Genomic DNA, 24,780 nt, shown 5'->3' on the forward strand with positions numbered 1-24,780 from the left:
GGGAGGATATAAAAAATTCATACGGGAGATACCTCAATTTCGATTCTGGTGCCTTTGCCAGGCTCCGTATCCAGGATAAGCCTTCCGCCTATGAGCCCGGCTCTGCGGCGCATATTCCGGAGGCCCGCCCCTGAGTACTTTAATTGTTCATTTTCAGTGGTTTGAACATCAAAGCCTCTGCCGTTATCTTTCAGGCAAATTATGAATTTTTCTGATCCATAGGTAAGTTGAGACTGGATTTTTGTGGCTCTGGCATGTTTCATGATATTATTCAGAACCTCCTGGACTATACGGAACAGAACGATCTCCTTGTCGTAACCCAGGGAATATCGCTCACCGGTAACGAGTAGTTCGGTTTGGTACTTGTTGGTTTTTCGGATTCGGAGCAGTTCGTGGGATAAGCTTTCTTCCAGTCCAAAATCTTTGACAAAATCACCATCGAAGCTTTTGGTGAGTAATCTCACATCCTGGATCGTCTGGCCTATTATTTCATTGGTTTGTTTTATATATGACTGATTTTCAGTTGTCTGTTCTGTTTCTTCCAGTATATTCAGATTGATTTTTGCCACCGATAAAAGCTGTCCGATGTTATCATGCAGCTCCTCGCTGATCTGCTGAAGTGTAGCATTCTGTACCTCGATCTGGGTTTGAAGGATTTCCTGTGCGTATGTGATTTTCAAATGCTCTATTTCCAGAATATTATTCTTCTGTTCGATTTTATATCTGACAATAGCAATAATAACAACAACTGCTAACAGAAGCATTGCGAAAGCACTGGCTATTACGGTTATGAATATTTCTTCATTTGATGCGAGCATACAAAGGCTATAATGAACATCATGTATAATAAATTATTTATGTTTTTATTAATCACTCCACGGAGAGATTCGAAGACTTCATACCGGTTCTGGCGTAGTACATTAAAAAGCCCATTCATGACAAATGTACCCGAATGGTAAATGATTACGGCCAGGCAAATCCAGAAAATCGGCAGCCTGTAAATTGGAAGAAATAAATGGGGCTTCACTGAGAACAAGGCCACGATTGCCCAAAAGCACAATAATATACCTTCTATGTTTAAATTAAGTCCGGGAAAATTGGTCCAGCCAATATGAAATTGGGATAAAACCAGACTGAAAATAGTGAAACAAGGGATAGAATATTTGGCAATTTTTTTAATCTTTTCCTGATCAAGGGTTTTATAGAAGTAAAATGTTAAAAGGCCGTATTCCAGAGGGATATAAAAATGATACAAGGTGTATACGGGTATTTTCCATTGATAGATGCTGATAACGGTAACGAAAATCTCGACAGCCAGAGCGGAAAAGAAAACATAACGGAACACTTTTAAAGAAGTATCCGACAAATAGAAGAAAAATGCCATGGCACAGCAGCTAACCAATAGAAGTAAGTAAAACGTGTGTTGGAATGTCAGTTGCTGTGCCATAAAAGAAGGAAATTCCTACTGTACTTTTGAAAGTAATTCCCGTTTAATATCTCCCCTTACGATCAGCGAATGTTCTTGATGGAAGCAAAGGTGCGTGGCGGATTCGTTTCTGATCTCATGGTATCGTCAACAATCACAGCTCCGGGAGTCATGAGAGAAAGATTTTTCACATTCGTATTAGACAGATTATTCTCAAGGGCCACCCCTAGTTCGTTTCCATACTCATTGATCCCAACCGCAATGAGGGTACACTTTTGGTCATCAATAATAAAGGGCTGATTGGTATCACCGGTGGCTTGTACACTACTGGCATAATAAACTCTGATACCCTGGCAGTCTTTTTGCGACAGAATCATCATCAGCATTTCCTTGCCAATTTCAATGGCTACAATGCTATCATCAATGTTACCGTCTACTGCCTTTTGCGCCAGGCTGTCCCAGTGTCGTCTGATAATCTCTTTGGTAGCTGATTCTGTAAAAAATTCGCCAAAACCCGCCACCGTGGTGTCGTCTGCAAGTTTGTAATTAATTTCGACAGGTTGTAACATACCGTCTACGGAGGATATTCCGGGAGCTTTAATAAACTTATCCATTGCAAAAATATTTAGGGTTAAAGATTTACGAATGTAGAACTTACCCTAGTAGAAGGTAACGGGAATTATACCGGATTACACGGTGAAAAATACGGGAAAGATGTGCTCCTAAGCGTTTTGAGTATTTTGCTACAAACCTGTAATGCTATTGAATGAATGGTTGTATCAGAAGAGTCAACAAAGCTGCTTCAACGATAATTTGGTATTAGTGAGCTTTACATTAAGTGTAAAGAAGAGGAGTGAGGAAAGGGTTTGTATCCAGAGAGAAGGCCGGTTTTTGGCCTCCTCTCAATTTTCTTAAAGGTATTAAAGAATAACTACTCCACCACCAGCTTACGGGTTTCGGAACCTTTACCCGCATCGAACCTGATTAAGTACATGCCTTGCGACAACGGATCAAGAACAAACGGGCCGTTGTTCCGGTTGACCTGTACGCTGAGCTGCCTGCCTTGTAAATCCAGTACCTGCACCTGATGGACGTTACTGGAGAACTTCACCGGTACGTAGGTACCCGCCTTCACCGGATTGGGGTATACATAAGTCAAAACCGTGTTGTTTTCAGGCAATACACGCTCTGCACGGCTCAAGGCATAACTTCCATCCATATCCACCGAACGTAATCGGTAGTAGGCCACCGTAGCCAGGTCAGAGAACTGTGTGTCAGTAAACGAATACCGGTAACCGGCGTCCTGGCTGCCGAGTGCTTGTACGCTTCCAATACCGCTATATGATTTTCCATCCGTACTTCTCTCTATCTCAAAATGAGAGGCGTTGGTCTCGGCCGCCGTTGTCCACTGCAAAAAGGCATTTTTCTCGACGCGTTGTGCGGTAAAACTGATCAGGCTTACCGGAAGCGCTGTTTCGTCTATATTGCTATGGGCAAAAAAACCTGAAAAGCCAGTGACAGAAAAAGTTACCTCCCAGCGTTTTTCCACGCTATTCCAAAAAATATCCTGGTCATTGGGGTTAATCAGCACCGTTTTGGGTCCGCTGCCTGTCCAGCCTGTATAACTTTCTGGCGTACCGGTGGTACTGGTGCCATGTTTTTGGGTAATCCGCAGATTTCCAATTCCGGTCAGGTCAAGAGGGTTGACCGGCAGAGCGGGAGCCGTGCCCCGGTTGGTATTGAAATCATCAAAATCGGCCTGGGTATAAAAAAGCGTGAGTTTACCGGTGGCTGTACTGGCATTTGTCTCAGGGCTGACGTCGTAATAGCGACGCACGTAAGGCTGATTGATTACTGGTGCCGACGATTCCACGCGTACTTTGGCCGTGACCGTACCACTGACCGCCGTACCGACACCAGCAGGGGCCAGTTTGCCAATACCGCTGCAATCACTCAAAAAGGTAACCGGATCATTGGCAACCGTTTGGGTGGCCTCCGTATCATCGGCTGCCAGAACCGTACCATTATGAATAACAAAGTATTTCCCACGTTGGTAACCAACAAACAAATTATCCAAAATACTGTTGAACACAACGGTTTGTGAACTCGAGGCAGTAGTACCGATGATACTGTTACAGGAGTTGATTGTGCCGCTAACGCCCACCTTGCCATTTCCGTAAGTTGTAGCTCCCGGGTTAATCACTGAGCCGTTGTCCCAGTTATTGCTTTTAACAATATAATTCCCATTATCCAGCACAATGACATTATCACCCACCTGATCGTTGGCCTTTGAACCTATCAGCGAATTGGAGGCACTGACTTCACCAATTATGCCGATTGTCCCATCACCAAAGGTCGCGGCTCCAACTTTGATAGTAGATCCGGTGCCCCAGTTTAGGCTTTGTACAGATATACTGCACCTACCCCTGTGGCCACTCCGTTACCCCAGTTGGAATCTACCAGTACGTAATTTCCGTTGACAAGTATAGTCGTTTCGCTGCCAAACAAGTTGCTGCCGGAGGGGCCATTTACAGTAGTCACTTGGGCTTGGGCAAGTCTATGGCAAAGCAATATGAACAAGAGAATGTAAATTTGTTTCATATGGTATCGAATGATTTTGATGGGGAAATAAAAAAGTAAGTTACACGAAAAACAGGCATGATGACGAAATAAAAGCAAATTTCAAACAGGACTTACTGAACACTCATAAGCGGTCTGCCGCGGGGTAGATTACCGCTTATTTTGCGGGAAGGCCGATCAGGCTAAGAAATTCATCTGCACGTTCGCCGGAAAATTATCAAACCTACGGAGGCAGCGATAGCGGTAAGCCAAAGGGTATTTAATATTCTATTATAGAATCTTCTCTATCCGTTTCTTTTTGCTGGCAACACTGCGACTAATCCCTTTTGAAAGGTATAAATAGAGAAACTGTGCTGTTGCCTTGTGTGTCTGGGACAAAACAGGTAAAGAAGGTATTGCCAAAGTTTGATTCCTACCCGCTCCACGTTTATGAAAAGAAGATTACTCTCAAATATCTTATTTGCTCTGATTGCTATTTCGTCCTATGGCCAGAACGATTTTATTCCGGTTCCTTCCAGCCCATTTGTGATGGGAGCTCCTGCTACGGAGGCAAATTATACTTCATTTACTGTCAGACACAGGCCTGTGAGTGAGAAATGGAAACAGCGGAATAAAAAATATCTGTCCCACCCCGACGCCGGATACATCGCAAAGGAACAGCCACCCGGAAATGTTATAGAATTGATTGAAAAGCGTACCGAAACAACCCGGTTTTATGTGGATGCGGATAATCCCTCCAAAGTATTTTCGCAGGGCGCGTATGGCTCTTTACATTATAAACAAAACGGACAATGGCTGCTGATCGATAGCCGGCTGGAACGCAAGAGCGCACAGATTCTGGAGGCGTCACATCAGGTGGAGCCGGTGGGTTTTGATATCGGTGGACGAAAATCTTACATGAAAACGGTAAACGGGACCATCAACTTCAACGATTGGAAACTTTACGGGAAAAATAAGGGTGAAATAAAACTGATAGCTTCTGCCAGCTGGGATGATTTTACGGCCGGGGACGACGGTATTTTTGTGAAGAACATATTTCCTGGGGTGGATGCTGAAATGCAGGTTTTAAGAGGCAGGATAAAAACAAACCTGATTGTGCGAACCTGGAATTTTTCTGGTTACGAGAATTACCTTTTTTCGGATGGTTTTCAGGCGGAGCAGCGTGGGGTTTTCTCTTTTGTGGAAGAGGCCAGCAAAGAAAATAGGATAGGAGAGGTTGATTTTAAAAGCAACGGAAAATTAATGGCCCGGATAGGAAGGGCTGTGATGTATGCGGAGGCTGACGCAGGAAATGTTGCTTATTTGCCGTATGAGTTTGAAAACGGCGGGCTGGGTATCTTGGTAGATCCAAATACTGTTAGAGCGCTTTTGAAAGCGGGAAAGGTACTGATTGATCCCTTAGTGACGGGCCCGGAAGGTGTTTTTTCGCCAGGAAGTATTATGAATTCCTCCAACAATGCCAATTGCAGTTATGATTTTAATATGGGATGCAGTTATGACTGGACGGTTCCAGTACCGCCTTTCATTACCGTAACCAATGCCATATTCGATGTGTATATGCTCACGAGCGCTCCTTGTACCAGGGATAAAATGCGTTACAGGTATGGATTTGGGGATGAGTTATGTGGCACAGGCGTGCTGTGGCAGACCAACGGACTCCCTCCTACTGAAGGTGGTACGGGTGGTATAGGAGGCGTTCCCACAGATTTATACAACAGTTGCATCAAGGCGGGTTGTGTAGAGAAAAACGTAAAGGTTAGGATATCCATTCTAAGAGGCTGCATGGGTCCTGCTGGTTGCGAGCCTTCCTGCGTCCAGGGGATTGGCCCTTTTATTACCACCATAGAAGGCCGCACGGTTGAGATTGTTTCCGTTACGGCTACACCTCCAAACACGGTATGTCCGGGTGATGTTGTTAATCTGAAAGCTACTGCCAACTTCGGTATTCCGCCTTATAGTTTTCAATGGGCGCCTGGTAATCTGCCGGGTGACAATGTCAGTATCAATCCGATGGCTTCCGGAGCTTATGCAGTAACTGTAACAGACGCTTGCAACCAGACGGCCTCAGGGAATACTTCTGTTATGGTTCCTCCGCCGCCTCCGGCGCCAACCGTAACGGTTACGGCATCTTCCCTCAATATCTGTGAAGGACAGCCCGTAACATTCAAGGCTGTGGCTGCGAATGTATCCAGCAAAAGTTTTCAGTGGAAACGGAATGGTGTTCTGGTTCAGGGGGGAAATACGGATACCTTCACTTCTTCTGCCATCGCCAACCAGGATGTAATCACAGTGGTTTTATCAACCACAGATCCTTGCGTGAACCCTAGTACCGTTACGAGCAACGAGTTGAAAGTAAACGTGAGCCCGGCTGTTCAGCCTGCGGTCAGTATTGTCTCAAATGCAGTTTCCAATGCGGTTTGCAAAGGGAAGGCGGTCCTTTTTACAGCCGCAGCCGTCAATGGTGGAACAGCACCTGTTTATCAATGGAAAAAAAATGGAATGAATGTCGGGGGCAACAATCCGCAATATACCGACGCAAACCTTGCTGATCAGGACGTGATTTCCTGTGTACTTACGAGTAACGTCCCCTGTCCTCGTTCCAACAATGTGGAGAGCAACAGGATTTTGATAAAGGTAAATGAGCCTCTGTTTACTACTGTAAATGAATACGTTTGTCAGGCTAATATGCCGTTCCGCTGGAACGGACAGACGATTTCTGCCGGCGGGCAGGCTGTGGCAACATACGTTACCCTATCCACGGTTACCGGCTGCGACAGCACCGTTGCGCTGAACCTGACGGTTTCTCCCCCGGTTGTTCGAACGCAGATGGATACTGCTGCGTGTGGGAGTTTATTATTTCAAGGAAGAAATTATCTGAGCAGTACCCTGCTGGCGGATACGCTTCAGGGCCGAATGGGTTGCGACAGCGTCATCCGTGCTGTTAATATTATAGTATATCCTTTGGTGCCTTATGCACAGGTAGTGAACCTTACTGGCTGCGATTCTCTCTTATTTGAGGGAATACTATACTATGATAATACGCAACTGACCGGAACGCTGAAGAATCGCTTTGGCTGCGACAGTGTTAACCGGACCGTCAACATAACCATTGAGAATTTTAGGTTGGAGCTTAAAGCGGAGGCTGACGGAGAATTATTATATCAGGGTGAGGAGGTAAGCCTGCAAACTTCATCTGCTGTCAATCCTTATAAGGTGACCAGTTGGGAGCCAGGGGTGTTATTCCCGAATCAGAGTGCTTTGACGCAACGCATCAGAACCATACTTGCAGATAGTGTAGTGACCGTTTATGCCGAAAGTGAGCACGGATGCAGGGATTCGGCGAGTATTGTTTTGAAAATCATACCCAGGCCACTCGGTAATTTATTGCCCAATGTATTTACTCCCAACGGCGATAATCATAACGATGTCTGGATTCCTACCCGTGGAACGGCATTCCCGGTTGGAGAACTTTTTGTATACAACCGTTGGGGCGAGTGCGTCTACCATACCGATGATTATACCCAACCTTGGGACGGTAAAAGCAAAGGGAAGAAAGTCCCGAGCGGCGTGTATGCCTATAAGCTCATTATCTCGAAACGATTTAAATTTCACGGTTCTGTTACCATTCTGTATTAGCGAGGTCAGAGATCTGTCCATGAGCTGGTTGATTGTGTCAAATAATTGGCTGAGGCATCTATTGGCATGATTATGTTTGTAACATCATTTTTGAAGAAACCCGTGATGCCTATGAAATCCATCAAATTTGTATTTTCTCTTCTATCTGAAAGTTTTTCGGAATTTATAAATGATAACGGCATGAAGCTCAGTGCGGCGTTGTCGTACTATACCATTTTTTCGCTGGCTCCCATGCTCCTGGTCATTATTTCGGTACTTAGCGTTTTCATGGAAAAGAGTACTATTCAGGGGGAATTGTTTGGGCAGATACAGGGGCTTGTCGGCGAAAGTGCTGCGGCACAGTTACAGGAAATTATCAGGAATGCGCAGGTTTCCAATAAGTCGGGTGTGGCGGCGGCCATTGGTATCGGAACACTGCTTATTGGTGCTACGGGGGTATTTGCCGAAATGCAAGATTCTATTAACTATATCTGGTCTATTAAGGCAAAACCAAAAAAAGGATGGCTTCAGTATCTTAAGAACAGGCTGTTGTCGTTTTCCCTGATCCTGACCCTGGGTTTTCTGCTCATCGTTTCCTTGGGAGCCAATGCCATTGTAGACGTTCTCAGTTCACGGCTCGAACAGTTTTTTTCTGAGGCTTCCGTGGTGCTGTTTTATGTGATTAACCTGGCGCTGGTACTTGCCGTAATCACGTCCTTGTTTACGGTTATCTTTAAGGTTTTGCCTGACGGGGATCTGCGCTGGAAAGAGTGTCTGGTAGGGGCGGGATTTACAGCGGTATTGTTTCTGATCGGAAAGTTTGCAATCAGTTACTATCTGGGACAGTCGGATCTTGGGGCAACTTATGGCGCTTCGGCATCCATTGTTATTCTGCTGACCTGGATTTACTATTCTTCCATTATTCTTTATTTTGGAGCAGAATTTACGAAGGTATACGCTAAACTGGATGGTATTGCCATTGCTCCCAGCAGACACGCGGTACTGATTATAAGGAAAGAAATAAACGAAGAAACCGGTGCTCCTGAATAAAGTTTGTGAGCGTTTAAACGAAAGAGGGCCAGATTTTGTCCGGCCCTCTTTCGTTTTCTTGGGTTATGTGTTACTTGGTAGTAGGAGTTACCACACGTGTTGTTTGTGTTTCAATGGAGAAAGGTTTTTCGATTCTTTCTTTGCCATTGTTAATAACGAATACGTACCCCCCGTCTTTCAGTGTTGAGAAGTCAAATATTTTAGTGTAGTTGGCAGACTTCGGCAGATTTGCGCTGTACAATACTTCTCCGTTTTCATCTTTAATCTGTACCGAAGATTTGTCCTTCACGTCTTCCAGGGACAGTTTGAATTTCAGTTCTCCAATGGCAGCAATTTCAACATTTGCAGCTCCCGCTTTGTCGGAAGAAGCAGCAGACAAATTTGCAATTGATACTCCCATCAAAATTGCAATACTAAAAAGGATTTTTTTCATGAGTGTAATTTCTGTTTTGAAATATAAGTTTTTGTATTTTTTTAATTCTGCTTTATTTAAACAGGAAATGTCTCGGTAGAAGATGGACTTTCTGTTTTGTTATCTCAAATCTCGTAAATTATTGATTATGTGTCAATAGCAGAAGTTTTCAATTCTAAAAGTTCCTTTTATATCGCTGTGTAATATTTAAATAATCATATCATTATTAATAAAATACAATAACTGAGTGAAAATTTACTGTCTATATAGTAGGTGTGATTTTAGATGTATATTGTATTATTCTTATATAATCCAAAATGAAATTTTGTTGAATGAAAATGTATTTTAATGATACGATCCGGATGTAAACAAAAACATCCCACCGGGCTGGCCGAAGGGATGTTTAACTGGAAGTGTTATCCTAATACTATCTGATCTCCATTTCAAAGGGTATCCTTGCCTGAATACCGCCCATGTTCATTACCTTTTTGTACATTTTCACATAAGGGGCCAGCTCTCCCAGATTTTTCGCTATCGCTTCGTCTTCATTGCTGCCCATGAGCTTGTTAAGTATTTCATCAATAGGTTTCTTCTTTTCCGGATAATATCTTACCCGGTAGTCACCTTCTTTTAAGCCAGCAGCCTTCGCCGCGATGCGGATCGCATCATCAACGCCGCCCAGTACATCCACAAGGCCATTTTCCTTCGCTTCAATACCCGACCATACCCGTCCCTGCGCCAGGCTTCTCAACTTCTCAACAGGCATTTTGCGCCCGGCGGCAGCTTTTTTGGTAAAGGTGTCATAGCCTTCATTGACACTTTTCTGGATCATGTCTTTTTCAAACTGGCTCATTTCACGGGTAGCTGTGGGCCAGTCTGCGTGCGGACTTGTGCCCACACCATCAAACGTAACACCCAGTTTGTTGTTCATAAAATCCTTTATATTGAATATTAACCCGAAAATTCCGATGGAGCCGGTAATGGTATTAGGTTGAGCAACAATGGTATCACAACCCATTGCCATGTAGTAACCTCCCGATGCTGCCACGTCAGACATAGAGGCGATCACCGGTTTTTTCTTTGCCGTAAGCTGTATTTCACGCCACATCACATCAGAAGCCAGTGCGCTTCCGCCCGGGGAGTTAATGCGTATCACCACGGCTTTGATCTTATCGTTGTCCCGCACTTTTTTCAATTCTTTGATAAACTTGTCGGAGCCAATGGACTCATTGTTGCCATCTCCCGAGGTAATTTCCCCTTCTGCCACCAGTACCCCGATCCGCTTGTTGAAATCCCCGTCAGTATCCACATTGCCTTTCAGGTATTTTTCCACCCCAATGAAGCTGATGTTTTTCTTTTCGTCTACCTTAATATCTTTTTTAAGTGCAGTTTCAAACTCATCCCAATAGCCGAGATTGGTGACAAGTTTGTATTTAAGCGCTGCTGCGGGGTTATTAATGGCAAGAGAATCAGCGAGACTCTTTAACTGGTCAGCCGGGATTTTACGGGAGGTAGCTATATTCTTAAGAAAATTGTTGTTGATGGCACCGATGAGTTCTGAGGTCTGTTGTTTGCTTGCTTCACTCATATCCTGGCGCGAAAACATTTCAATGGCGCTCTTGAACTCACCCACCCGGAATACGAGCGGCTTCACTTCCAGTTTGTCAAAAGTTCCTTTTAAAAAGCTGTATTCGGCCGAAAGCCCGTTCCACTCAAGGCCACCTGCCGGGTTGAGGTAAATTTTATCGGCAACGGATGCGAGGTAATATCCTTTTTCGGAATAAGATTCTCCGTAGGTTACAACAAACTTGCCCGATTTTTTGAAGGTGAGGAGCTGGTTCCTGATTTCCTCAAGTGTTGCCCAGCCCGCTTGTGGTCCTTCGGTTTTAAGAAAGATACCCTTGATATTGTTATCTTTTTGAGCCGTTTTAAGTGCCTGGAGGATATCTTTAAGGCCAGCCACATTTTCGCCGCCAGCAAAGGGGCCCCCTATTTCTGCAAAAGGGTTATCAACGCCTACTTCCATAATAGGCTGATTGAGATCCAGTTTTAAAACGGATTTTTCTTCAACCACCACTTTTTCGTCGGTAGAAAATGCGCTTCCTATTCCGATCAGTATAAAAAAGGAGAGGAAGATAAAAACTATGATACCGACGAAAGTCGCCAGTACGTATTTAAGGAACTGTAGCATGGATAGAATATGGTGTTGTAATGTTTAATTTCACCGTTGAACAATCAACAAAATTAAGTATTTATTGTCCCAACTGAATGGATAATTATTGTTCAAAGGTTCTTTTTCTGCATTAAGCGGTAAAATATCATTCCGGGAAAGGATATCCCGAAAAATCAGCTATTGAGTAAATCCGAATATCCGTAACTTTGCCTTAAATTGACAGCAGTCTGAAGTTTTTAGTTTTACGGTTTTGTCATTTTGCCCCGTACCACTTGTAAACCAACCCGATGAAAAAAACTCTCCTTTTAGTACGGCACGCCACTGCGGAAGAAATCAGCTATGGCGTGAAAGATTTTGACAGACAATTGGTAGGGAAGGGTATGACGGAGTCTGCTGTAATGGGTAAATGGTTGTCTGATAACAGGATACGTCCGGATAGGTACGTGTCGAGCCCTGCGGCGAGAGCGTTTAAAACAGCGGAAATCGTGGGAGACCAGCTCAAATTTGAAGTAGATGCTATCGTAATGGATCAGGAACTTTACGGAAACGGACCAAAGGGATATCTTCACGCCGTGAATACGACGCCGGACGATACACATTGCCTCATTCTTTTTGGGCACAACCCCGATATTACTTATTTTGCGGAATATCTATCCAGGGCCAATATAGGTTCAATGGAAAAAGCATCTGTTGTTCTGATTGAATTTGAAAACCTGAGCTGGGCCGAGATTTCTGGTAAAACCGGTAGTTTTATTTCGTACACCACTCCCAGGCAGGTAAGAGAAGAAGAGTAGGCATGGACAAACAAACCCGTAACCGCAGGATATTCATAGCCATATTCATTTTGTTTGTGGCATTGTTTGCCTTCATATCCTACGACATGTCGAGCAGGACAACAGCTCCCTGGAACAAGCCCAAGCAGCTCAACCGCGCATTACCAGGCGCCACGCCCGACAGTGACTCGCTACTGCTGGATTCCCTGCTGGAAGAAGTGAAGTAATCACCACACCCGCAAGCCTACTGCCTACCGCCTACTTCAACCCTACTCCTCGGGTGGAATTCGGTAATCACCTGGCGCAGGTAGTCACGGTCCAGATGGGTGTAAATTTCGGTAGTGGTAATGGACTCGTGGCCAAGCATTTCCTGTACGGCACGCAGGCTTGCACCTCCTTCGATCAGGTGCGTAGCAAAAGAATGCCGGAAAGTATGCGGACTTACGTTTTTGTGAATACCTGCTTTTTCGGAAATGTCCTTGATAATCAGGAAAATCATTACCCTGGATAACTGGGAGCCTCTTTTGTTGAGAAAGACGTAGTCCTCGTTGTCTGTTTTGATATCCAGTTCTTTGCGGATATGTTCTATGTATATTTTAGTATACTTGATTGCTTCGGAGCCGATGGGCACCAATCTGGTTTTTTCGCCTTTTCCCACAATTTTTATAAATCCGGAGTCGAAATAACAATTCGTCAGCAACAGGCCTGTAAGTTCAGAAACCCTCAGCCCGGAGCTGTACAGTACCTCAATAATCGCGCGGTTCCGGGTTCCTTCGGGTGTGCTGTGGTCTATGGCTTCCAGCATCTGTTCAATTTCATGATAGGCCAGTACATCCGGCAGTTTTCGGGGAAGCCTTGGGGCTTCCACAAGCTCTGTAGGGTCCTGGGATATCTCATTTTCCAGCGCCAGGTATTTGTAAAATCCCTTGATTCCCGAAAGTATCCGGGCCTGTGAATGAGGCGTGAGGCCCAGCTCGGAAATGTACTTAAGAAAAGCAGTGATATGTTTTTCCAGAATTTGTGTGGGTGGCAGATTCAGGGCAGACAGCTCGGTATACTCAGCCAGTTTTTCGACATCACGTACATAGGCCTCTACCGAATTGTCGGAGAAAGAGCGTTCCAGACGCAGGTAATTTTTGAAATGATTAATGTAGCTTTGCCACATATTTTTGTGTATCCGAATGACCGTCCTGTTTGAGATATCTGCTGGCCGGTTTTTAAATTTTGTCTAAAATACAGCCTTCTGTTCTAATATTTTTAAGATGAAAAAAATACTTATTCTTAACGGCCCCAATCTGAACCTGCTTGGAAAGCGTGAACCGACCGTTTATGGCAGCCAGTCTTTTGAAGATTATTTTGAAATTCTGAAAAGCACTTTCCCTGAGTATGAGCTGCACTACTTTCAGTCCAATCATGAAGGCGCGCTGATTGATAAGATCCATGAAACGGGATTTTCTTTTGACGGAATTGTGATCAATGCCGGTGGGCTGACACACACTTCCGTTGCCCTGGCCGATGCTCTGTCTTCCGTTACAACACCTGCGGTGGAGGTACATATTTCCAATATTCATGCACGGGAGGCTTTCCGGCACCATAGCTATCTGACCAGCCGTTGCAAAGGAATGATCTGTGGCTTGGGCCTCAAAGGGTATGAATTTGCAGTAAGATATTTTTAAAAGATAATGGATGGAAATACCAGGAGGTATCGCACAGTAACGGCGGCATACTTTTGGTATTTCCCTGAAAAACGAACGTTACCTGAAAATGATATTGCTGAATAGTACTTTGCCATTATACAGCATCCCACGGAACAAAGGGTTGTCCATCAGATAGACAACCTCTCCGAGGCCCATGGGCTGAACGCCAATCATGAGTGTATTTTTAAGTTTAGGCGCCATTTTTATGCCTACGAAACCTGCCTTGTAATTATTGTCGAGCAGGTACCCAACATTCCATCCCTCTTTGAGGTAATCTCTTTCATAAGCTTCTCTAACCAGGGTGAAATACTCCTTGCTGCATCCGAACGAGATAGGGTGGGTATTGTCAAAGGTAATCTGATACATACTGCCTGGGGAAGAGTCCCCGGCTTCTTCACGCTCCTGATTGCCGAATTTCTTCAGTACATCCGTTTCCTTTCTTCGTTCGGCGGATTTTTTTGTTAAACCAAAGCCCGGTTTGTTGAGGAATAAGTCGGTAGCTCTTTCAAGAGCTACTATTTTCCCGCCGTTCCTAACCCATTCCTGCAGGGCGTCGATCATCCTGTCGCCTATGATTTTTGCATAACGACCATCGGGTAGGATCAAAACATCAACTTCATGAAGGGGCAGAGCAGATAATCGCTCTGCATTCACCAGGGTGAGCGGATAACCTATCTGTTGTTCGAAATAATGCCATACTTCTCCCAGAGCGGTCGGGGATATGTCGTCTCCCGCCAGCGCAACAATTTTTGGTTGTTTCAGCGAGACAACATCATTGTTGCCAAAATCAGGCCCGTGTGTTACAAAGCCTGTTGAAACGGGAATGAGCCTGATGTGGTGTTTGTCTGCCAGGCTGGTCACGATTTCATCCAACTTGATCTGTTCGTTTCCCTTTTTGGTGATGATGAGTGTACCTGCTTCAAAGTGCTGTTTGTCCATTTCAAAAGGTACATTGGAGCTTCGCACCAATATTTTCTTTTTCAGCAACGCCGACAGAAAAACGGCATCTTCCACTTCCGACCAGCGTGCGAGATAGGCGTATGGCGGATTGGCCGGTACTTTATTTTTCAGTTCCGAAGGCTGAAAAGATATGGGTGTGATTTTTTCCTTAATGCCATAAGCTTTTAAGCCAAACAAGTATGCCAAACCCCAGCTCGTGATGTCATAGGTTATCGAATCCTCGAGGACGGGTTTAGGTTCAAACAAAATTCTCAGCAGATTGGATTTGGGTTGAAATGCGCTGATCACCAGGTCGTTACTTTCGATTTTGATAGTTTCTTCTGTTGCTGCGGTGAGGTTTGTCCCTTTTGCTGAAAAATCTTTTCCAGCTGTACCGTAGGTAAATCCCTGCCTGCCGAGGTATTCGGCAAAAGCTCTGATGCGTCCGGTATTGCCAGCGGTTTTTACGACATAAGTTTTGTAATTGCCGGTAGGATTGGAAGCTGCATTTTCATGGAACTTAATGAATTCGGAAACCACCTTCTCCTTGCTGGAGTAGATGGCTTCCAGGGTTGCCATACTGGTGGCATAATGATGTGCTATCCGGGTAGCAAGCGTGAGGGTATCGTTTTCATTCTTGCGTTCAATGCCGAGGCCCGCTTTACCACCTCCGCCCTGTTCAAAGGTCATACCGATGGCTCCATTGTAAGTCGGCCAGGTATCTCCATAACTCGGATAGAACAGGTCGTAGTCGTTTCTGGTAAAGTAGGTCCAGTTATTTTCATCAAAATATTTGCGGCAGTATTCCCCTATACGCTCATTGAACTGCCTTTGCCAGGCTGTAATATCCTTGTGTAAGGGTTTGGCTGCCGGGGGGAAATAATAACTGGCGTTGCTGGTCATTTCGTGGAAATCAGCGTGTAAATGGGGCATCCATTGGTTGTATAGTTCAATTCTGGCTTTGGTTTCCAGCTGTGTCTGCCAGGCCCAGTCCCGGTTCAGATCAAAAAGATAATGGTTGTATCTTCCCCCTGGCCATGGTTCATCGTGTTCAAGTGCAAAAGGGGTCAGGTCCGGTGTCGCATTTTGAGAGCGGTTATACCAGCTTATATACCGTTCGTAGCCGTCCGGATTACTGCAGGGGTCTATAATGATAACCGTATTTTTAATAATCTCTTGAGTAAGTTTATTGGAGGGATTAAGCAATTCGTATAAGACCTTCATACTGGTATGCGCCGAAACCGCTTCATTTCCATGGATATTATAACTCAGCCAGACGATCGGAGGGGTGGGTGCGTCCGGGTTGCCAGGCTGCAGTCTTATGCTTTTCAAGTGATTGGTACGGATATTTTCAAGCCTGGCAATGTTTTCGGGGGACGATATGAATGCCGCCATCAGCGGGCGTCCTTCCTGGGTGGTACCATACTGGATAATTTTGACACGGTCAGAATACTGGCCCGCAGTATATTTGAAATATTCAATGATCTGATGGTGGTAGGTAAACCTGGTTCCCATGGCGTAGCCCAGAAATTGGTCGGGTGTGAGTTGCTGAGCAAACACCGTGTGGGTAAAAAGGAGGAAAGCAAGCAGGCGGATAGTTTGGATCATAAAATAGAAATTATTTTACCTGATGAGGTCTGTTCAAATTTATAAATATGCCGGGATTTACTGTTATGTCCGATTTAAATAAAAAAAATTTCAGGTGGAAGTGTCTGTTAGATAGGTAGGTATGAGAAGACGTAAATTTTATTTTAGGTTCCTACTTGCTTTTTAAAATTCAACCCTGCATATTTGCACCACGTTTTCGGAAGAGGGAAACGAAAAGTGAAAGAAAGTGTTGAAAAAACGCACGAAGTAGGAGACCAGTCGGCCCATTCGTCTAGCGGTTAGGACACGACCCTTTCACGGTTGAAACAGGGGTTCGATTCCCCTATGGGTCACAAAACCGTGCACAGGCACTTTCTGAAACTCGTAAAAACCGCCTAAATTTCGATTTATGGCGGTTTTTTTGTTTATTGCTGTCGCCAAAAGTCGCCGGTATCGGGGATCAAATCCAAAACTATCGGCGAATGTTTCAGAAAAGTTTGGAATTTTCGATGAGCAATATCACCTTCCACGTTGAACTCGAAGAGTATGTTGGCACTAAGGGGCTTTACTTTACAGAGTTCACCTATGAATTTCTCATAAACTTCGAAAGGCATCTCAAAAAGAAGGTAATGTGCTGAATACAATTCATGCAAACATGAAGACTATTAAAGCCATCTATAACGAAGCACTACATTCCGGCTATTTTGATCCAGTAAAGGGTTCTCCGTGGAATCTATACAAGCCTAAAAAGGGGAAGTCAAGCCGAGCGAAACTAAAATTTAACCTCTTGCAATATTCTCACTAGTCATAAACGCATGAAAAAGATAAAATTAATACTGTTGAATATTTTACTTATTGCCCTTGTTTGTACTGGTCTTTACGTTTTTGTGAACAGAATTGAAAAGGAGCACCAAGTTAGATTGGAGACTGTCAACAGAAGTTATAATTATTCTAGAGGACTTATCACAGATTTTAAATCGTACAAGGGACATAGCTTGGTAGTCAGATATAAGATCGGTAGCAGATATTTCGAATTTTCGGGCGGATGGGATTCAAACCCCAAAAGGCTTAGTGAAGGAGATTCTATTTCTTTCAGGTATTCTGTCGAAAATCCAAGATATATAATTACCGAACTTGAAAAGGAATATTAATAGAAATCTTCATAATGGAATTAAAAATGAGCATTCTAAATTGATCTTCCCGAAAACATTGTAAAAAATGTTATGTCCAACTAATTTTCAGAGACTGTAAAATGAATATTATTTCGAAAAAATTCATTCTAAAACGGCAGTTTAAGTGATTTTTGAAACGGATGCCGTAAGTTAACTTTGAACCAAGGAGAATCCCATGAACGCACCCGGTAAGGTAGCCACTGGTAGCAATCGGGTTCAGGCTGGTATAACCATTGAATTGTATTGTTCCGAAAACTTGACAACCACTGGTAGTTCCGGTTCTTCGGCCAGCTGTTCGACAGCTTCCGCAATCTGTTAGTTACGTTCATCCATGCCCAAGCCGTGTGCTGCCCGGTCAATCAGCTCGTCGAATTCCTGTTTCAGCAATTCCAGATCCTACTCACCGGCAGGGCTGTTTTCGATGATCATCACCTCTTTCACATGAGCCAATGTTGTGGAGTAAGTTAGGATTAAGCATATATAACTTACACCACAACAAACACCAAAGCCGGAAGACAACTCGACCGGCTTTGGTAAATGTAAGTGAATCGGGGCCGTTATGGTAACGTAGGATCGAATGTTCCGCCCCAGTCCTTGTTCTGTTCGAGGCTCTTGTTTCTGTCGAGAATATCGCGCTGAATAGGGAAGAAATAGTATTTATCAGGGACAACATTCACCTTCACGCCCGAGCGCGGGACTTGGAGCAGGCTGTATTTAAAATTGGTTTCCACCAGCTCGTATTTGCCTGCCTTCTCACGTGCTTCACCGATAGGCATGTCCTGGCCGTTGGCCAGAATGGCGATCGCCTCCACGCCGTGCTTGCTGGTACCATCCAGGCGGTCTAGCATGCGAAGCCTCCGGAGATCGTAGAACCGGTGTCCTTCGAATGCCAGTTCGATGTTGCGTTCCGAAAGGATCACCTCCCGCATAGTAGCAGTATTGGTAGCTGCAATGCCATAGTTTCCGTCCGCACCCGGCTCGATACCGGCACGTTTGCGGATCTGTTTCAGGATATCGAGTGCCTCGTCTATTTTGCCGGTTTCGTTGGCAGTTTCTGCATAGTTGAGCATTACTTCTGCAAAACGCATTACGACAAAATCCACGTCATATTGCTCTACTTCCGACTGTGCCAGTTTCAAAAGGCTGTTTTTAAGAATAAAAAAGCCAGTGTAGCGGTCGAGATTGGTGGAGTTGACACCCGCTTTGGGATTAACCCCGAAATCGTCCAACTCGTGTGCGACGCCCAGCGCCGTATACTGGCGCTTGCCTGCTTTGCCCGAAACCTCATATAGTTTGCCATTCCAGACGATCGATTTGTCGAAACGGGGATCACGGTCTTTCCAGAAGCTTTGCAGCAATGCCTCTTCGTTTTTGAAATACTTACCGCTCGGGTCGTTGAACATCTTTCCGTCCTTCATCGGATACTCTTTAATGAACTCCCAGGTTGGTACCGCCGAAGCCGGGCCGCGGCTTTCGGAACCGGGCCGCACACCGTTGTCCCAGGAGGCGACTTTGTTCGGGTAGGAGTTGATGACCGTAAAAATCGATTCCTTTCCGCGCTCTGATAGCGCTATATCCGAATAGTTATCGACCAGCCCATAGCCCTGTGTTTTCAGGTCTTCATAGGCCTTTTTATTCACTTCATAAGCCTCGGTCCAATACGAATTGTTGAAAGGTTTGGCAGGGTTAAACTGCGGAGACGCTTTCCATAGCAATACTTTAGCTTTGAATGCCAATGCAAAATTGCCGTCGATCTTCCCGAAATCACCGGAAGTAGGGGCGATCCGCTTCGGCAGGCCGGCAATGGCCTGGTCGAGGTCCTGTATGATCAGATTAAAGCATTCGGCAGTAGAGTTGCGCGGCACGGCGAGCTCGTCTTGATAGCGATCTTGCGGCACAGTAATGTATGGCACGCCGCCATGGAATTTCACCATTTCGAAATAGGTATAAGCCCGCATGAAAAGCGCCTGGGCCGTAATGTTGGCTTTCACCGCGTCGGAAAGCCTTCCTTTATTGACGTCCACAATCGCCTGGTTGATCAGCCGGATGAGGTCGTAATTCCAAAGTTTGAACTCGCCGTTGGTGATGGTAATACGGTCGGAATAGAAATTGATTCCGGCCAGTTGCTGGCTGAATCCGTCTGCGCCCGTGTCCCAGTTCCCAAACATCGGGTACAGGTTGGCCATATAGGCATTGGCCAGGTTGGCGTCGTTCCAGACGAGTTCCGGGTTGTAGTTGCTGATATCTTCGACGTCGAGCACATCTTTGCAGGATGCGCAGAAGAGCGAGAAACCGATAATCATGGATAGTATTTTCTTCATGTCTTTGTCAGCTTAGAATTTAAAATCGAGGCCCACGGTGTAGGTTTTCATAATCGGGAACGAGTCGTAGTTTTTCTGTTCCGGATCGTGGAATTCCTTCACTTTCGAGATCGCAAACAGGTTGGTACCATTTGCGTATACCTGCAGGCTGCCCAGTTTAAGCACGGACGCCCATTTTTTTGGGATATTATAGGCGATGTTCAGGTTTTTCAGCCTCAAATAAGCACCATTACGGATCCAGAAGGAAGTAGCACCGGTCCCCGACTCGTACCAGCTCTTGCCAATGGGCCGCGGGTATTTCGCATTCGGGTTTTCGGGCGTCCACACGTCGTCCGCCCAGATAGGATAGTAGGGCCGTACCGTTCCGCCGTGCTGCCGCATCCCCTCGCCCTCCTGGTTGCTGATAATGCGGTCGTAAGCACCCACTCCCTGGAAATGGGAGTTGATGGTGAGCCCTTTATAGGAAACATTCAATCCAAAACCGAAATTGATGCGCGGGGTCGCATTGGTAGAAAGTACCTGAATATCATTGTCGTCGATCTTGCCGTCGGGACCAGGTGAATAGCCGTCGCCTCGGAAATCTTCGAAATAGAGCCCCCCAAGGTAAGGGTTACGGCCATATTGTTTCAAACCCGAGTCAAGAAATGCATCCAGTTCATCCTGCGTGCGCACCATACCGACAGCTTTAAGCCCAATAATGCGGTTGGCAGGCTGGCCTACCTGGCTCTGGAAATGGAGGTTGCCGCCCGACTGGAACGCGGCTGACTCGTCGAGGATATCCCAACGGTCTTTGGAATAACCGATATTGGCATTGATTGAATAATTTACCTTGTTGTCTAAGGCCTTGTCGCGCCACTCCATAAATAATTCAGCACCGCGCCATGAGCGTGCCGCGTAGTTTTCAGGAGCCAGGTTCTGGCCGTAGTTGTCCGGCAGGGTCACCAAGCGAGAGCCAAGAATGTTGGTTTCTTTTTTCAGAAATACATCCAGCGTTCCGTAAAGACGGTTTTTGAGGAAACCGAAGTCAAGACCGGCGTTGTAGGTGGTCGAAGTTGCCCAGGTAAGATTCGGGTTAGGTGTGGCGCCAGGAGCAATGCTTTGGTAGAGTTTATCCCCGAAAATATAGCTGCCCGCATTCTGGTAGCGGTAGCTGTACGAGAATGGACTGATCTTTTCGTTGTAGACATCCAGATCATTACCGGTAGTACCGTAGGAAAGGCGCAGTTTGAGGTCGTCGAGGAAAGAAGTGCTGTTTTTCATGAACTGCTCTTCAGATATGCGCCATGCGGCCGACGCCGACGGAAAGAAACCCCAGCGCTTGCCTTTCGGGAACAGCGTGTTGCCGTCGTACCGGAAGGAAAATTCGGCAATGTACCGACTGTCGAAATTGTAGTTCAGTCGACCGATCCACGATCTTCGCGCACCCGTTTCCTCATAGGCGTCGCCATTCCGGCGCTGCGTGTCGGTAGAGTATACAAAAGACTGGTCGTAAGGCGTCAATGGTTCCTCCAACTGTGCTGAGGCGGAGTAGAGCGCATTTTGTGCTTGTTCAAACACCACCAAACCATCCACGCCATGTTTTCCAAAGGTGCGGCTGTAATTCAAAAACCAGTCGAATTGGTAGCTCCAACCGGTGGAAATGTAGTATGTGAGCGACGGTTGATTCTGGCTGAATGTGAAAATGTTGACCTTGTTCTCGTCAGGGGCCGCAGGAATGAAACGGTTTCCGTTCGGGTCGGCCTGGTTGAAAACATAGTTTTTCTGGAAGGTCATGTACTTCTTCCGCATGTAATCCTGACCAATGTAGTTTCCCAGGATCTTGGTCGAAAGCCCCGGAATGAGCTTGTCGAGTTTGATATCCAGTGTTAAAATGGAATTCAAATTGCGGGTACGGGTTTTTATGTAGCGGTCGCCGATCACCTGGTCTATCACGCTCCAAGCCTGCCAGCTGCCCATAGGCGTTTGCACGGGGTAGGCGGTCGGGTGGTCGGCGGGTGTGCCGTCGGCCGTGGTATAGAAGGGGTACAGCTTGGGCCAGTTGAAAGTCACACGGTATAAATCGGATACGTCAAAATCGTCGTCGCCGGTAAAAGGCCAGTAAAAACGGTCGAGGCTTTGTTGGTAAGCGGCGATGTTGAGGCCCACTTTGACGGCATCGTTCACTTGCGCGGTTACATTTGTACGCAAATTGAACTTGCTGTTTTCCAGACTTTTATAAGACCCTTCTTCGGCGCGATAGCTGAGCAGTGAGTAGTAAGTAATTTTCTTATCTCCGCCGGTCACACTCAATGAATGCCGGTGGCTGTAAGGATTTTGCCAGATCAAATCGTGGACATTGTAACGTTTGTCTTTGAAGTAGTCAAACTCGCGCTGCCCGTTCGGGATCGGTGTGCCGTTGAACTGCGCCACCCGGTTCTGGTAAATGAGCTCGTCCTCGGCGGTCGTCAGGTCGGAGAGGAGCGTCTGCGTTGGACGGTTGGTGGAGTAGTTGGATTGAAAATTAAAAGTAGGCTTCTGCTGAACGCCCGATTTGGTTGTTACCAGTACTACACCATTTCCTGCACGCGAGCCGTAGATGGAGGCCGTAGCAGCGTCTTTGAGGAAGTTCATCTGGTCGATCTCGTTCGCTTCCAGCACATCGAATGCTTCCTTGTCGCGCACGATGCCGTCTATCACGTAAAGCGGATCGCCGAAACTCCCGCGCATACGTATGGATGACGACGCGCCCGAGAGCCCGGAGGTATTTGTCACATTTACGCCTGGCGCACGGCCTGCAAGCGTGTTCGAGAGGTTGGAAGCCGATTGGTTGTTCAGGTCCACCGAGTTGACGGACGTAATGGCGCCAGTAAGGTTCACTTTCTTCTGGGCACCATAGCCCACCACCACCAGCTCTTCCAATCCACGGATGTCGGGTGCCATGGTAATATTAATCACCGACTGGTTGCCTACCCCAACCTCCTGGGTTGTAAAGCCAACGAAGCTGAAAACGAGTATTGCGCTTTTATCCGGGATAGACAGCTCCCAGTTACCATTAATGTCCGACGAAGTCCCTTCGCTCGTTCCTTTGAGCAGTATGCTCACGCCGGGCAAAGCATCGCCCTTGTCGTCGAGCACTTTGCCTGTGACCCTAATGTCCGCCTGGATTTCTCGGACCAGCGATACCGGTTGTGGTTCCGCGGCTTTTTGGTGAGGAGTTTCCAACTTTCTCACCACCACCGTTTTGTCGACGATCTTGTAGGCCAGCGGCAGTCCCTGAAAGCACTGCTTTAATGTCTCCGGAAGAGAAGCTTTTTTCATGTTCACGCTTACTTTCAGGCCGCGTACATCCTCGCTATCGTAGAAAAATACATGTCCGCTTTGCGCCTCTATCACACCGAAAACGCGCTCGATCGGTGCATTTTTCTCGGAAAGCGTAATGGGCTGTGCGAAACTCCCTGCCTGGGCGCGAACCAGCAGGACGATCAGCATCATCGTAATTAGGTTAAGGCGCATAATAATCTGCTGCTTGGATAACGTTGAGATGCGCGATGGCTTCTCGGGCCCTTCGGGCAGGCACGGGAAATCCTGCTCTGCATCGGGCACAGTCTTCCCTTGTGAATGAAAATTCATTACTTTTACAAAGTTTTGGTTAATAAAAGATGTGAGATTCTTGCACGGCAATGCCGTAGCGGTTAGCCCAAATGTCGCCGTAGATGTGGTTCCAAGCACGTCTGCGGCTTTTTCTTAACTGGGCGGCGGGGTTAGGGGCTTCGTAAATTTGCTACCATAAATAGGTGGTTTAGTGAAAAAACAGACTGCATTATAAGTTCTTCTCTCCCGGCAATACAACGATCTTGCCATTATATCCGGCCGATTCACTTCCCTCTATGCGGAAGTTCACACCCGCAAACTTCAAGATTTCCAGTATTTCCGATGCTTTTGAGTTGCGCCTCAGCTTGCCCGAGAACCGCTTGTGCGGAATGCCCTCGGGATACGTCACCTCTACATTATACCATCGCCCGATATCACGCATGATAGCCACTAGCGATGTTTCGCGAAACTGGAACAGCCCGTTTTTCCAGGCAACCGCGTCGTTTACATCCACCTCTGCCTTACGCAAATGGCCACCGGACTGGCCGCTGGCGTGGAGGCTGGCCTGTTCCCCAGGTATCAGCAGCAGGTTTTCTCCGCCAGCACTCGCCGTTGTTACGCGCACCGACCCTTCGAGTAATGTCGTTCGTATTTCGGGTTCATCCGAATAGGCATTTATATTGAAATGTGTGCCCATTACAATCACCTGCTGCTTCCCATCCACGTCCACCACGAAGGGCCTGCCGTTCTCTTTCCTGATTTCGAAATAAACTTCGCCCCGCACCTCCACGCGCCGCTCATTGCCATAAAATACTGTCGGAAAAGTAATGGACGACCGGGCATTCAGCCATACCTGGCTGCCATCCGGGAGTTTAATGCTGTATTGCCCGCCGGCAGGCGTACTGATCGTGTTCATGCCTGCCACCTCATTCTCCTTTTCACTGATCTGGTACGACAGCTCGCTGTCCCCGTTTTTTATGATCGTTGCGTTTCCCTGGCTCGCAATCTGTCCGCGGGTGGAACTGTCGAGTACCAACGTAGAGCCATCCGCTAATGTGAGTAGGGCGCGTTCGCCTCCCGGCTCAAAGTCGGTAGGCTTTTGAGTGATGGGGCGAAGTGTATTTTCCGGCCGGTTTCTGTGGTATAACAGGATACCCAGTGCAATCAACACCACTGCAGCGGCCGCAGCGAGCCTCGGCCACGAGAATATGGAGAGGTTTTTTGTGCGGTGTGCCGAAATGCCTTGGAGGATATTTTCCTCCATTTTCCTACCCAATTCCTCTCTGTCCTGGTCGATGTATTGATCGAGCACGTCATGTTCCCGGTCGTGGTTTTGATACAACTTTTCCAAAAACGCCCGCTCCTTTTCATTGGCGCTTCCGTTCAGGTACTTCCGGACCATTCTGAGTAAATCCTCCTTGCCTTCAAATGCTTTCATAACACGGGACGGACGGCCAATTTCGTA

General features: G+C 46.3%; 17 protein-coding genes, 1 tRNA gene and 1 pseudogene. 7 read left to right on the top strand and 12 right to left on the bottom strand.

Annotation, left to right across the window (positions count from 1 at the left end; genetic code table 11):
- Positions 1-17: 17 nt before the first annotated feature.
- The 5 genes and pseudogenes from KOE27_RS05745 to KOE27_RS05760 form a co-directional block, all read right to left on the bottom strand.
- Entirely contained in the window at positions 18-818 is an 801-nt protein-coding gene (locus KOE27_RS05745; protein WP_215237866.1) for a sensor histidine kinase, read from the bottom strand.
- A 691-nt stretch (positions 819-1,509) separates the two neighbouring features.
- Positions 1,510-2,040, bottom strand: a complete 531-nt coding sequence (locus KOE27_RS05750; protein WP_215237867.1) for a hypothetical protein — start codon at positions 2,038-2,040, stop codon at positions 1,510-1,512.
- Between the two features lie 317 nt (positions 2,041-2,357).
- On the bottom strand, positions 2,358-3,701 hold the full coding sequence (locus KOE27_RS05755) for a T9SS type A sorting domain-containing protein (protein ID WP_215237868.1): 1,344 nt from the start codon (positions 3,699-3,701) through the stop codon (positions 2,358-2,360).
- Between the two features lie 54 nt (positions 3,702-3,755).
- A pseudogene (locus tag KOE27_RS30025) lies at positions 3,756-3,839 on the bottom strand (hypothetical protein); the annotation flags it as partial.
- Complete coding sequence (locus KOE27_RS05760) at positions 3,821-4,027, bottom strand: hypothetical protein (RefSeq protein ID WP_215237869.1); 207 nt, start codon at positions 4,025-4,027, stop codon at positions 3,821-3,823. The gene KOE27_RS05760 and the pseudogene KOE27_RS30025, both read right to left, overlap by 19 nt.
- A 408-nt stretch (positions 4,028-4,435) precedes the next feature.
- Here KOE27_RS05760 and KOE27_RS05765 point away from each other — a divergent pair, with 408 nt between their 5' ends.
- A complete protein-coding gene (locus KOE27_RS05765) occupies positions 4,436-7,642 on the top strand; it encodes a gliding motility-associated C-terminal domain-containing protein (RefSeq protein WP_215237870.1) in 3,207 nt (1,068 codons plus the stop codon).
- A 111-nt stretch (positions 7,643-7,753) separates the two neighbouring features.
- A complete protein-coding gene (locus KOE27_RS05770; RefSeq protein ID WP_215237871.1) occupies positions 7,754-8,671 on the top strand; it encodes a YihY/virulence factor BrkB family protein in 918 nt (305 codons plus the stop codon).
- A 70-nt stretch (positions 8,672-8,741) separates the two neighbouring features.
- Here the strand turns inward: KOE27_RS05770 and KOE27_RS05775 are convergent, their stop codons facing one another.
- Positions 8,742-9,104: a hypothetical protein gene (locus KOE27_RS05775; protein WP_215237872.1), complete on the bottom strand. Its 363-nt coding sequence runs from the start codon at positions 9,102-9,104 to the stop codon at positions 8,742-8,744.
- A gap of 406 nt (positions 9,105-9,510) precedes the next feature.
- Entirely contained in the window at positions 9,511-11,274 is a 1,764-nt protein-coding gene (gene sppA, locus KOE27_RS05780) for a signal peptide peptidase SppA (protein WP_215237873.1), read from the bottom strand.
- 269 nt (positions 11,275-11,543) lie between these two features.
- Between sppA and KOE27_RS05785 the strand changes: the two genes are divergently transcribed.
- Entirely contained in the window at positions 11,544-12,050 is a 507-nt protein-coding gene (locus KOE27_RS05785; protein ID WP_215237874.1) for a SixA phosphatase family protein, read from the top strand.
- Between the two features lie 2 nt (positions 12,051-12,052).
- The gene (locus KOE27_RS05790) at positions 12,053-12,256 is read left to right on the top strand and encodes a hypothetical protein (RefSeq protein ID WP_215237875.1); all 204 of its coding nucleotides are present in this window, start codon (positions 12,053-12,055) and stop codon (positions 12,254-12,256) included.
- A 17-nt stretch (positions 12,257-12,273) separates the two neighbouring features.
- On the opposite strand, the gene xerD is transcribed toward KOE27_RS05790, so the two are convergent.
- Positions 12,274-13,194 carry a site-specific tyrosine recombinase XerD gene (xerD, locus tag KOE27_RS05795; RefSeq protein WP_215237876.1) on the bottom strand — a complete coding sequence of 307 codons (921 nt, stop codon included), beginning with the start codon at positions 13,192-13,194 and terminating at the stop codon, positions 12,274-12,276.
- Between the two features lie 97 nt (positions 13,195-13,291).
- Between xerD and aroQ the strand changes: the two genes are divergently transcribed.
- Positions 13,292-13,705: a type II 3-dehydroquinate dehydratase gene (aroQ, locus tag KOE27_RS05800; RefSeq protein ID WP_215237877.1), complete on the top strand. Its 414-nt coding sequence runs from the start codon at positions 13,292-13,294 to the stop codon at positions 13,703-13,705.
- Between the two features lie 78 nt (positions 13,706-13,783).
- Here aroQ and KOE27_RS05805 read toward each other — a convergent pair whose 3' ends face one another.
- Positions 13,784-16,273 carry a M14 family zinc carboxypeptidase gene (locus KOE27_RS05805; protein WP_215237878.1) on the bottom strand — a complete coding sequence of 830 codons (2,490 nt, stop codon included), beginning with the start codon at positions 16,271-16,273 and terminating at the stop codon, positions 13,784-13,786.
- A 260-nt stretch (positions 16,274-16,533) separates the two neighbouring features.
- On the opposite strand from KOE27_RS05805, the gene KOE27_RS05810 reads away from it, so the two are divergent.
- A tRNA-Glu gene (locus KOE27_RS05810) sits at positions 16,534-16,605 on the top strand.
- Positions 16,606-17,067: 462 nt separating this feature from the next.
- Positions 17,068-17,403, top strand: coding sequence for a hypothetical protein (locus KOE27_RS05815; RefSeq protein ID WP_215237879.1), 336 nt, complete (start codon positions 17,068-17,070; stop codon positions 17,401-17,403).
- Positions 17,404-17,981: 578 nt separating this feature from the next.
- On the opposite strand, the gene KOE27_RS05820 is transcribed toward KOE27_RS05815, so the two are convergent.
- The 3 genes from KOE27_RS05820 to KOE27_RS05830 all read right to left on the bottom strand — a co-directional run bounded on the left by KOE27_RS05820 (position 17,982) and on the right by KOE27_RS05830 (position 24,753).
- Complete coding sequence (locus tag KOE27_RS05820) at positions 17,982-19,745, bottom strand: RagB/SusD family nutrient uptake outer membrane protein (protein ID WP_215237880.1); 1,764 nt, start codon at positions 19,743-19,745, stop codon at positions 17,982-17,984.
- 12 nt (positions 19,746-19,757) lie between these two features.
- A complete protein-coding gene (locus tag KOE27_RS05825; protein WP_229252657.1) occupies positions 19,758-23,354 on the bottom strand; it encodes a TonB-dependent receptor in 3,597 nt (1,198 codons plus the stop codon).
- A 190-nt stretch (positions 23,355-23,544) separates the two neighbouring features.
- A complete protein-coding gene (locus tag KOE27_RS05830) occupies positions 23,545-24,753 on the bottom strand; it encodes a FecR family protein (protein ID WP_215237881.1) in 1,209 nt (402 codons plus the stop codon).
- Between the last annotated feature and the right edge of the window lie 27 nt (positions 24,754-24,780).

The organism is Dyadobacter sp. CECT 9275, from assembly GCF_907164905.1.
GTDB lineage: Bacteria > Bacteroidota > Bacteroidia > Cytophagales > Spirosomataceae > Dyadobacter > Dyadobacter helix.

Coding starts and splice junctions, on each gene's coding strand:
- KOE27_RS05745 (WP_215237866.1), bottom strand. CDS start 818: ATGCTCGCATCAAATGAAGAAATATTCATAACCGTAATAGCCAGTGCT.
- KOE27_RS05750 (WP_215237867.1), bottom strand. CDS start 2,040: ATGGATAAGTTTATTAAAGCTCCCGGAATATCCTCCGTAGACGGTATG.
- KOE27_RS05760 (WP_215237869.1), bottom strand. CDS start 4,027: ATGAAACAAATTTACATTCTCTTGTTCATATTGCTTTGCCATAGACTT.
- KOE27_RS05765 (WP_215237870.1), top strand. CDS start 4,436: ATGAAAAGAAGATTACTCTCAAATATCTTATTTGCTCTGATTGCTATT.
- KOE27_RS05770 (WP_215237871.1), top strand. CDS start 7,754: ATGAAATCCATCAAATTTGTATTTTCTCTTCTATCTGAAAGTTTTTCG.
- KOE27_RS05775 (WP_215237872.1), bottom strand. CDS start 9,104: ATGAAAAAAATCCTTTTTAGTATTGCAATTTTGATGGGAGTATCAATT.
- sppA (WP_215237873.1), bottom strand. CDS start 11,274: ATGCTACAGTTCCTTAAATACGTACTGGCGACTTTCGTCGGTATCATA.
- KOE27_RS05785 (WP_215237874.1), top strand. CDS start 11,544: ATGAAAAAAACTCTCCTTTTAGTACGGCACGCCACTGCGGAAGAAATC.
- KOE27_RS05790 (WP_215237875.1), top strand. CDS start 12,053: ATGGACAAACAAACCCGTAACCGCAGGATATTCATAGCCATATTCATT.
- xerD (WP_215237876.1), bottom strand. CDS start 13,194: ATGTGGCAAAGCTACATTAATCATTTCAAAAATTACCTGCGTCTGGAA.
- aroQ (WP_215237877.1), top strand. CDS start 13,292: ATGAAAAAAATACTTATTCTTAACGGCCCCAATCTGAACCTGCTTGGA.
- KOE27_RS05805 (WP_215237878.1), bottom strand. CDS start 16,273: ATGATCCAAACTATCCGCCTGCTTGCTTTCCTCCTTTTTACCCACACG.
- KOE27_RS05815 (WP_215237879.1), top strand. CDS start 17,068: ATGAAAAAGATAAAATTAATACTGTTGAATATTTTACTTATTGCCCTT.
- KOE27_RS05820 (WP_215237880.1), bottom strand. CDS start 19,745: ATGAAGAAAATACTATCCATGATTATCGGTTTCTCGCTCTTCTGCGCA.
- KOE27_RS05825 (WP_229252657.1), bottom strand. CDS start 23,354: ATGAATTTTCATTCACAAGGGAAGACTGTGCCCGATGCAGAGCAGGAT.
- KOE27_RS05830 (WP_215237881.1), bottom strand. CDS start 24,753: ATGAAAGCATTTGAAGGCAAGGAGGATTTACTCAGAATGGTCCGGAAG.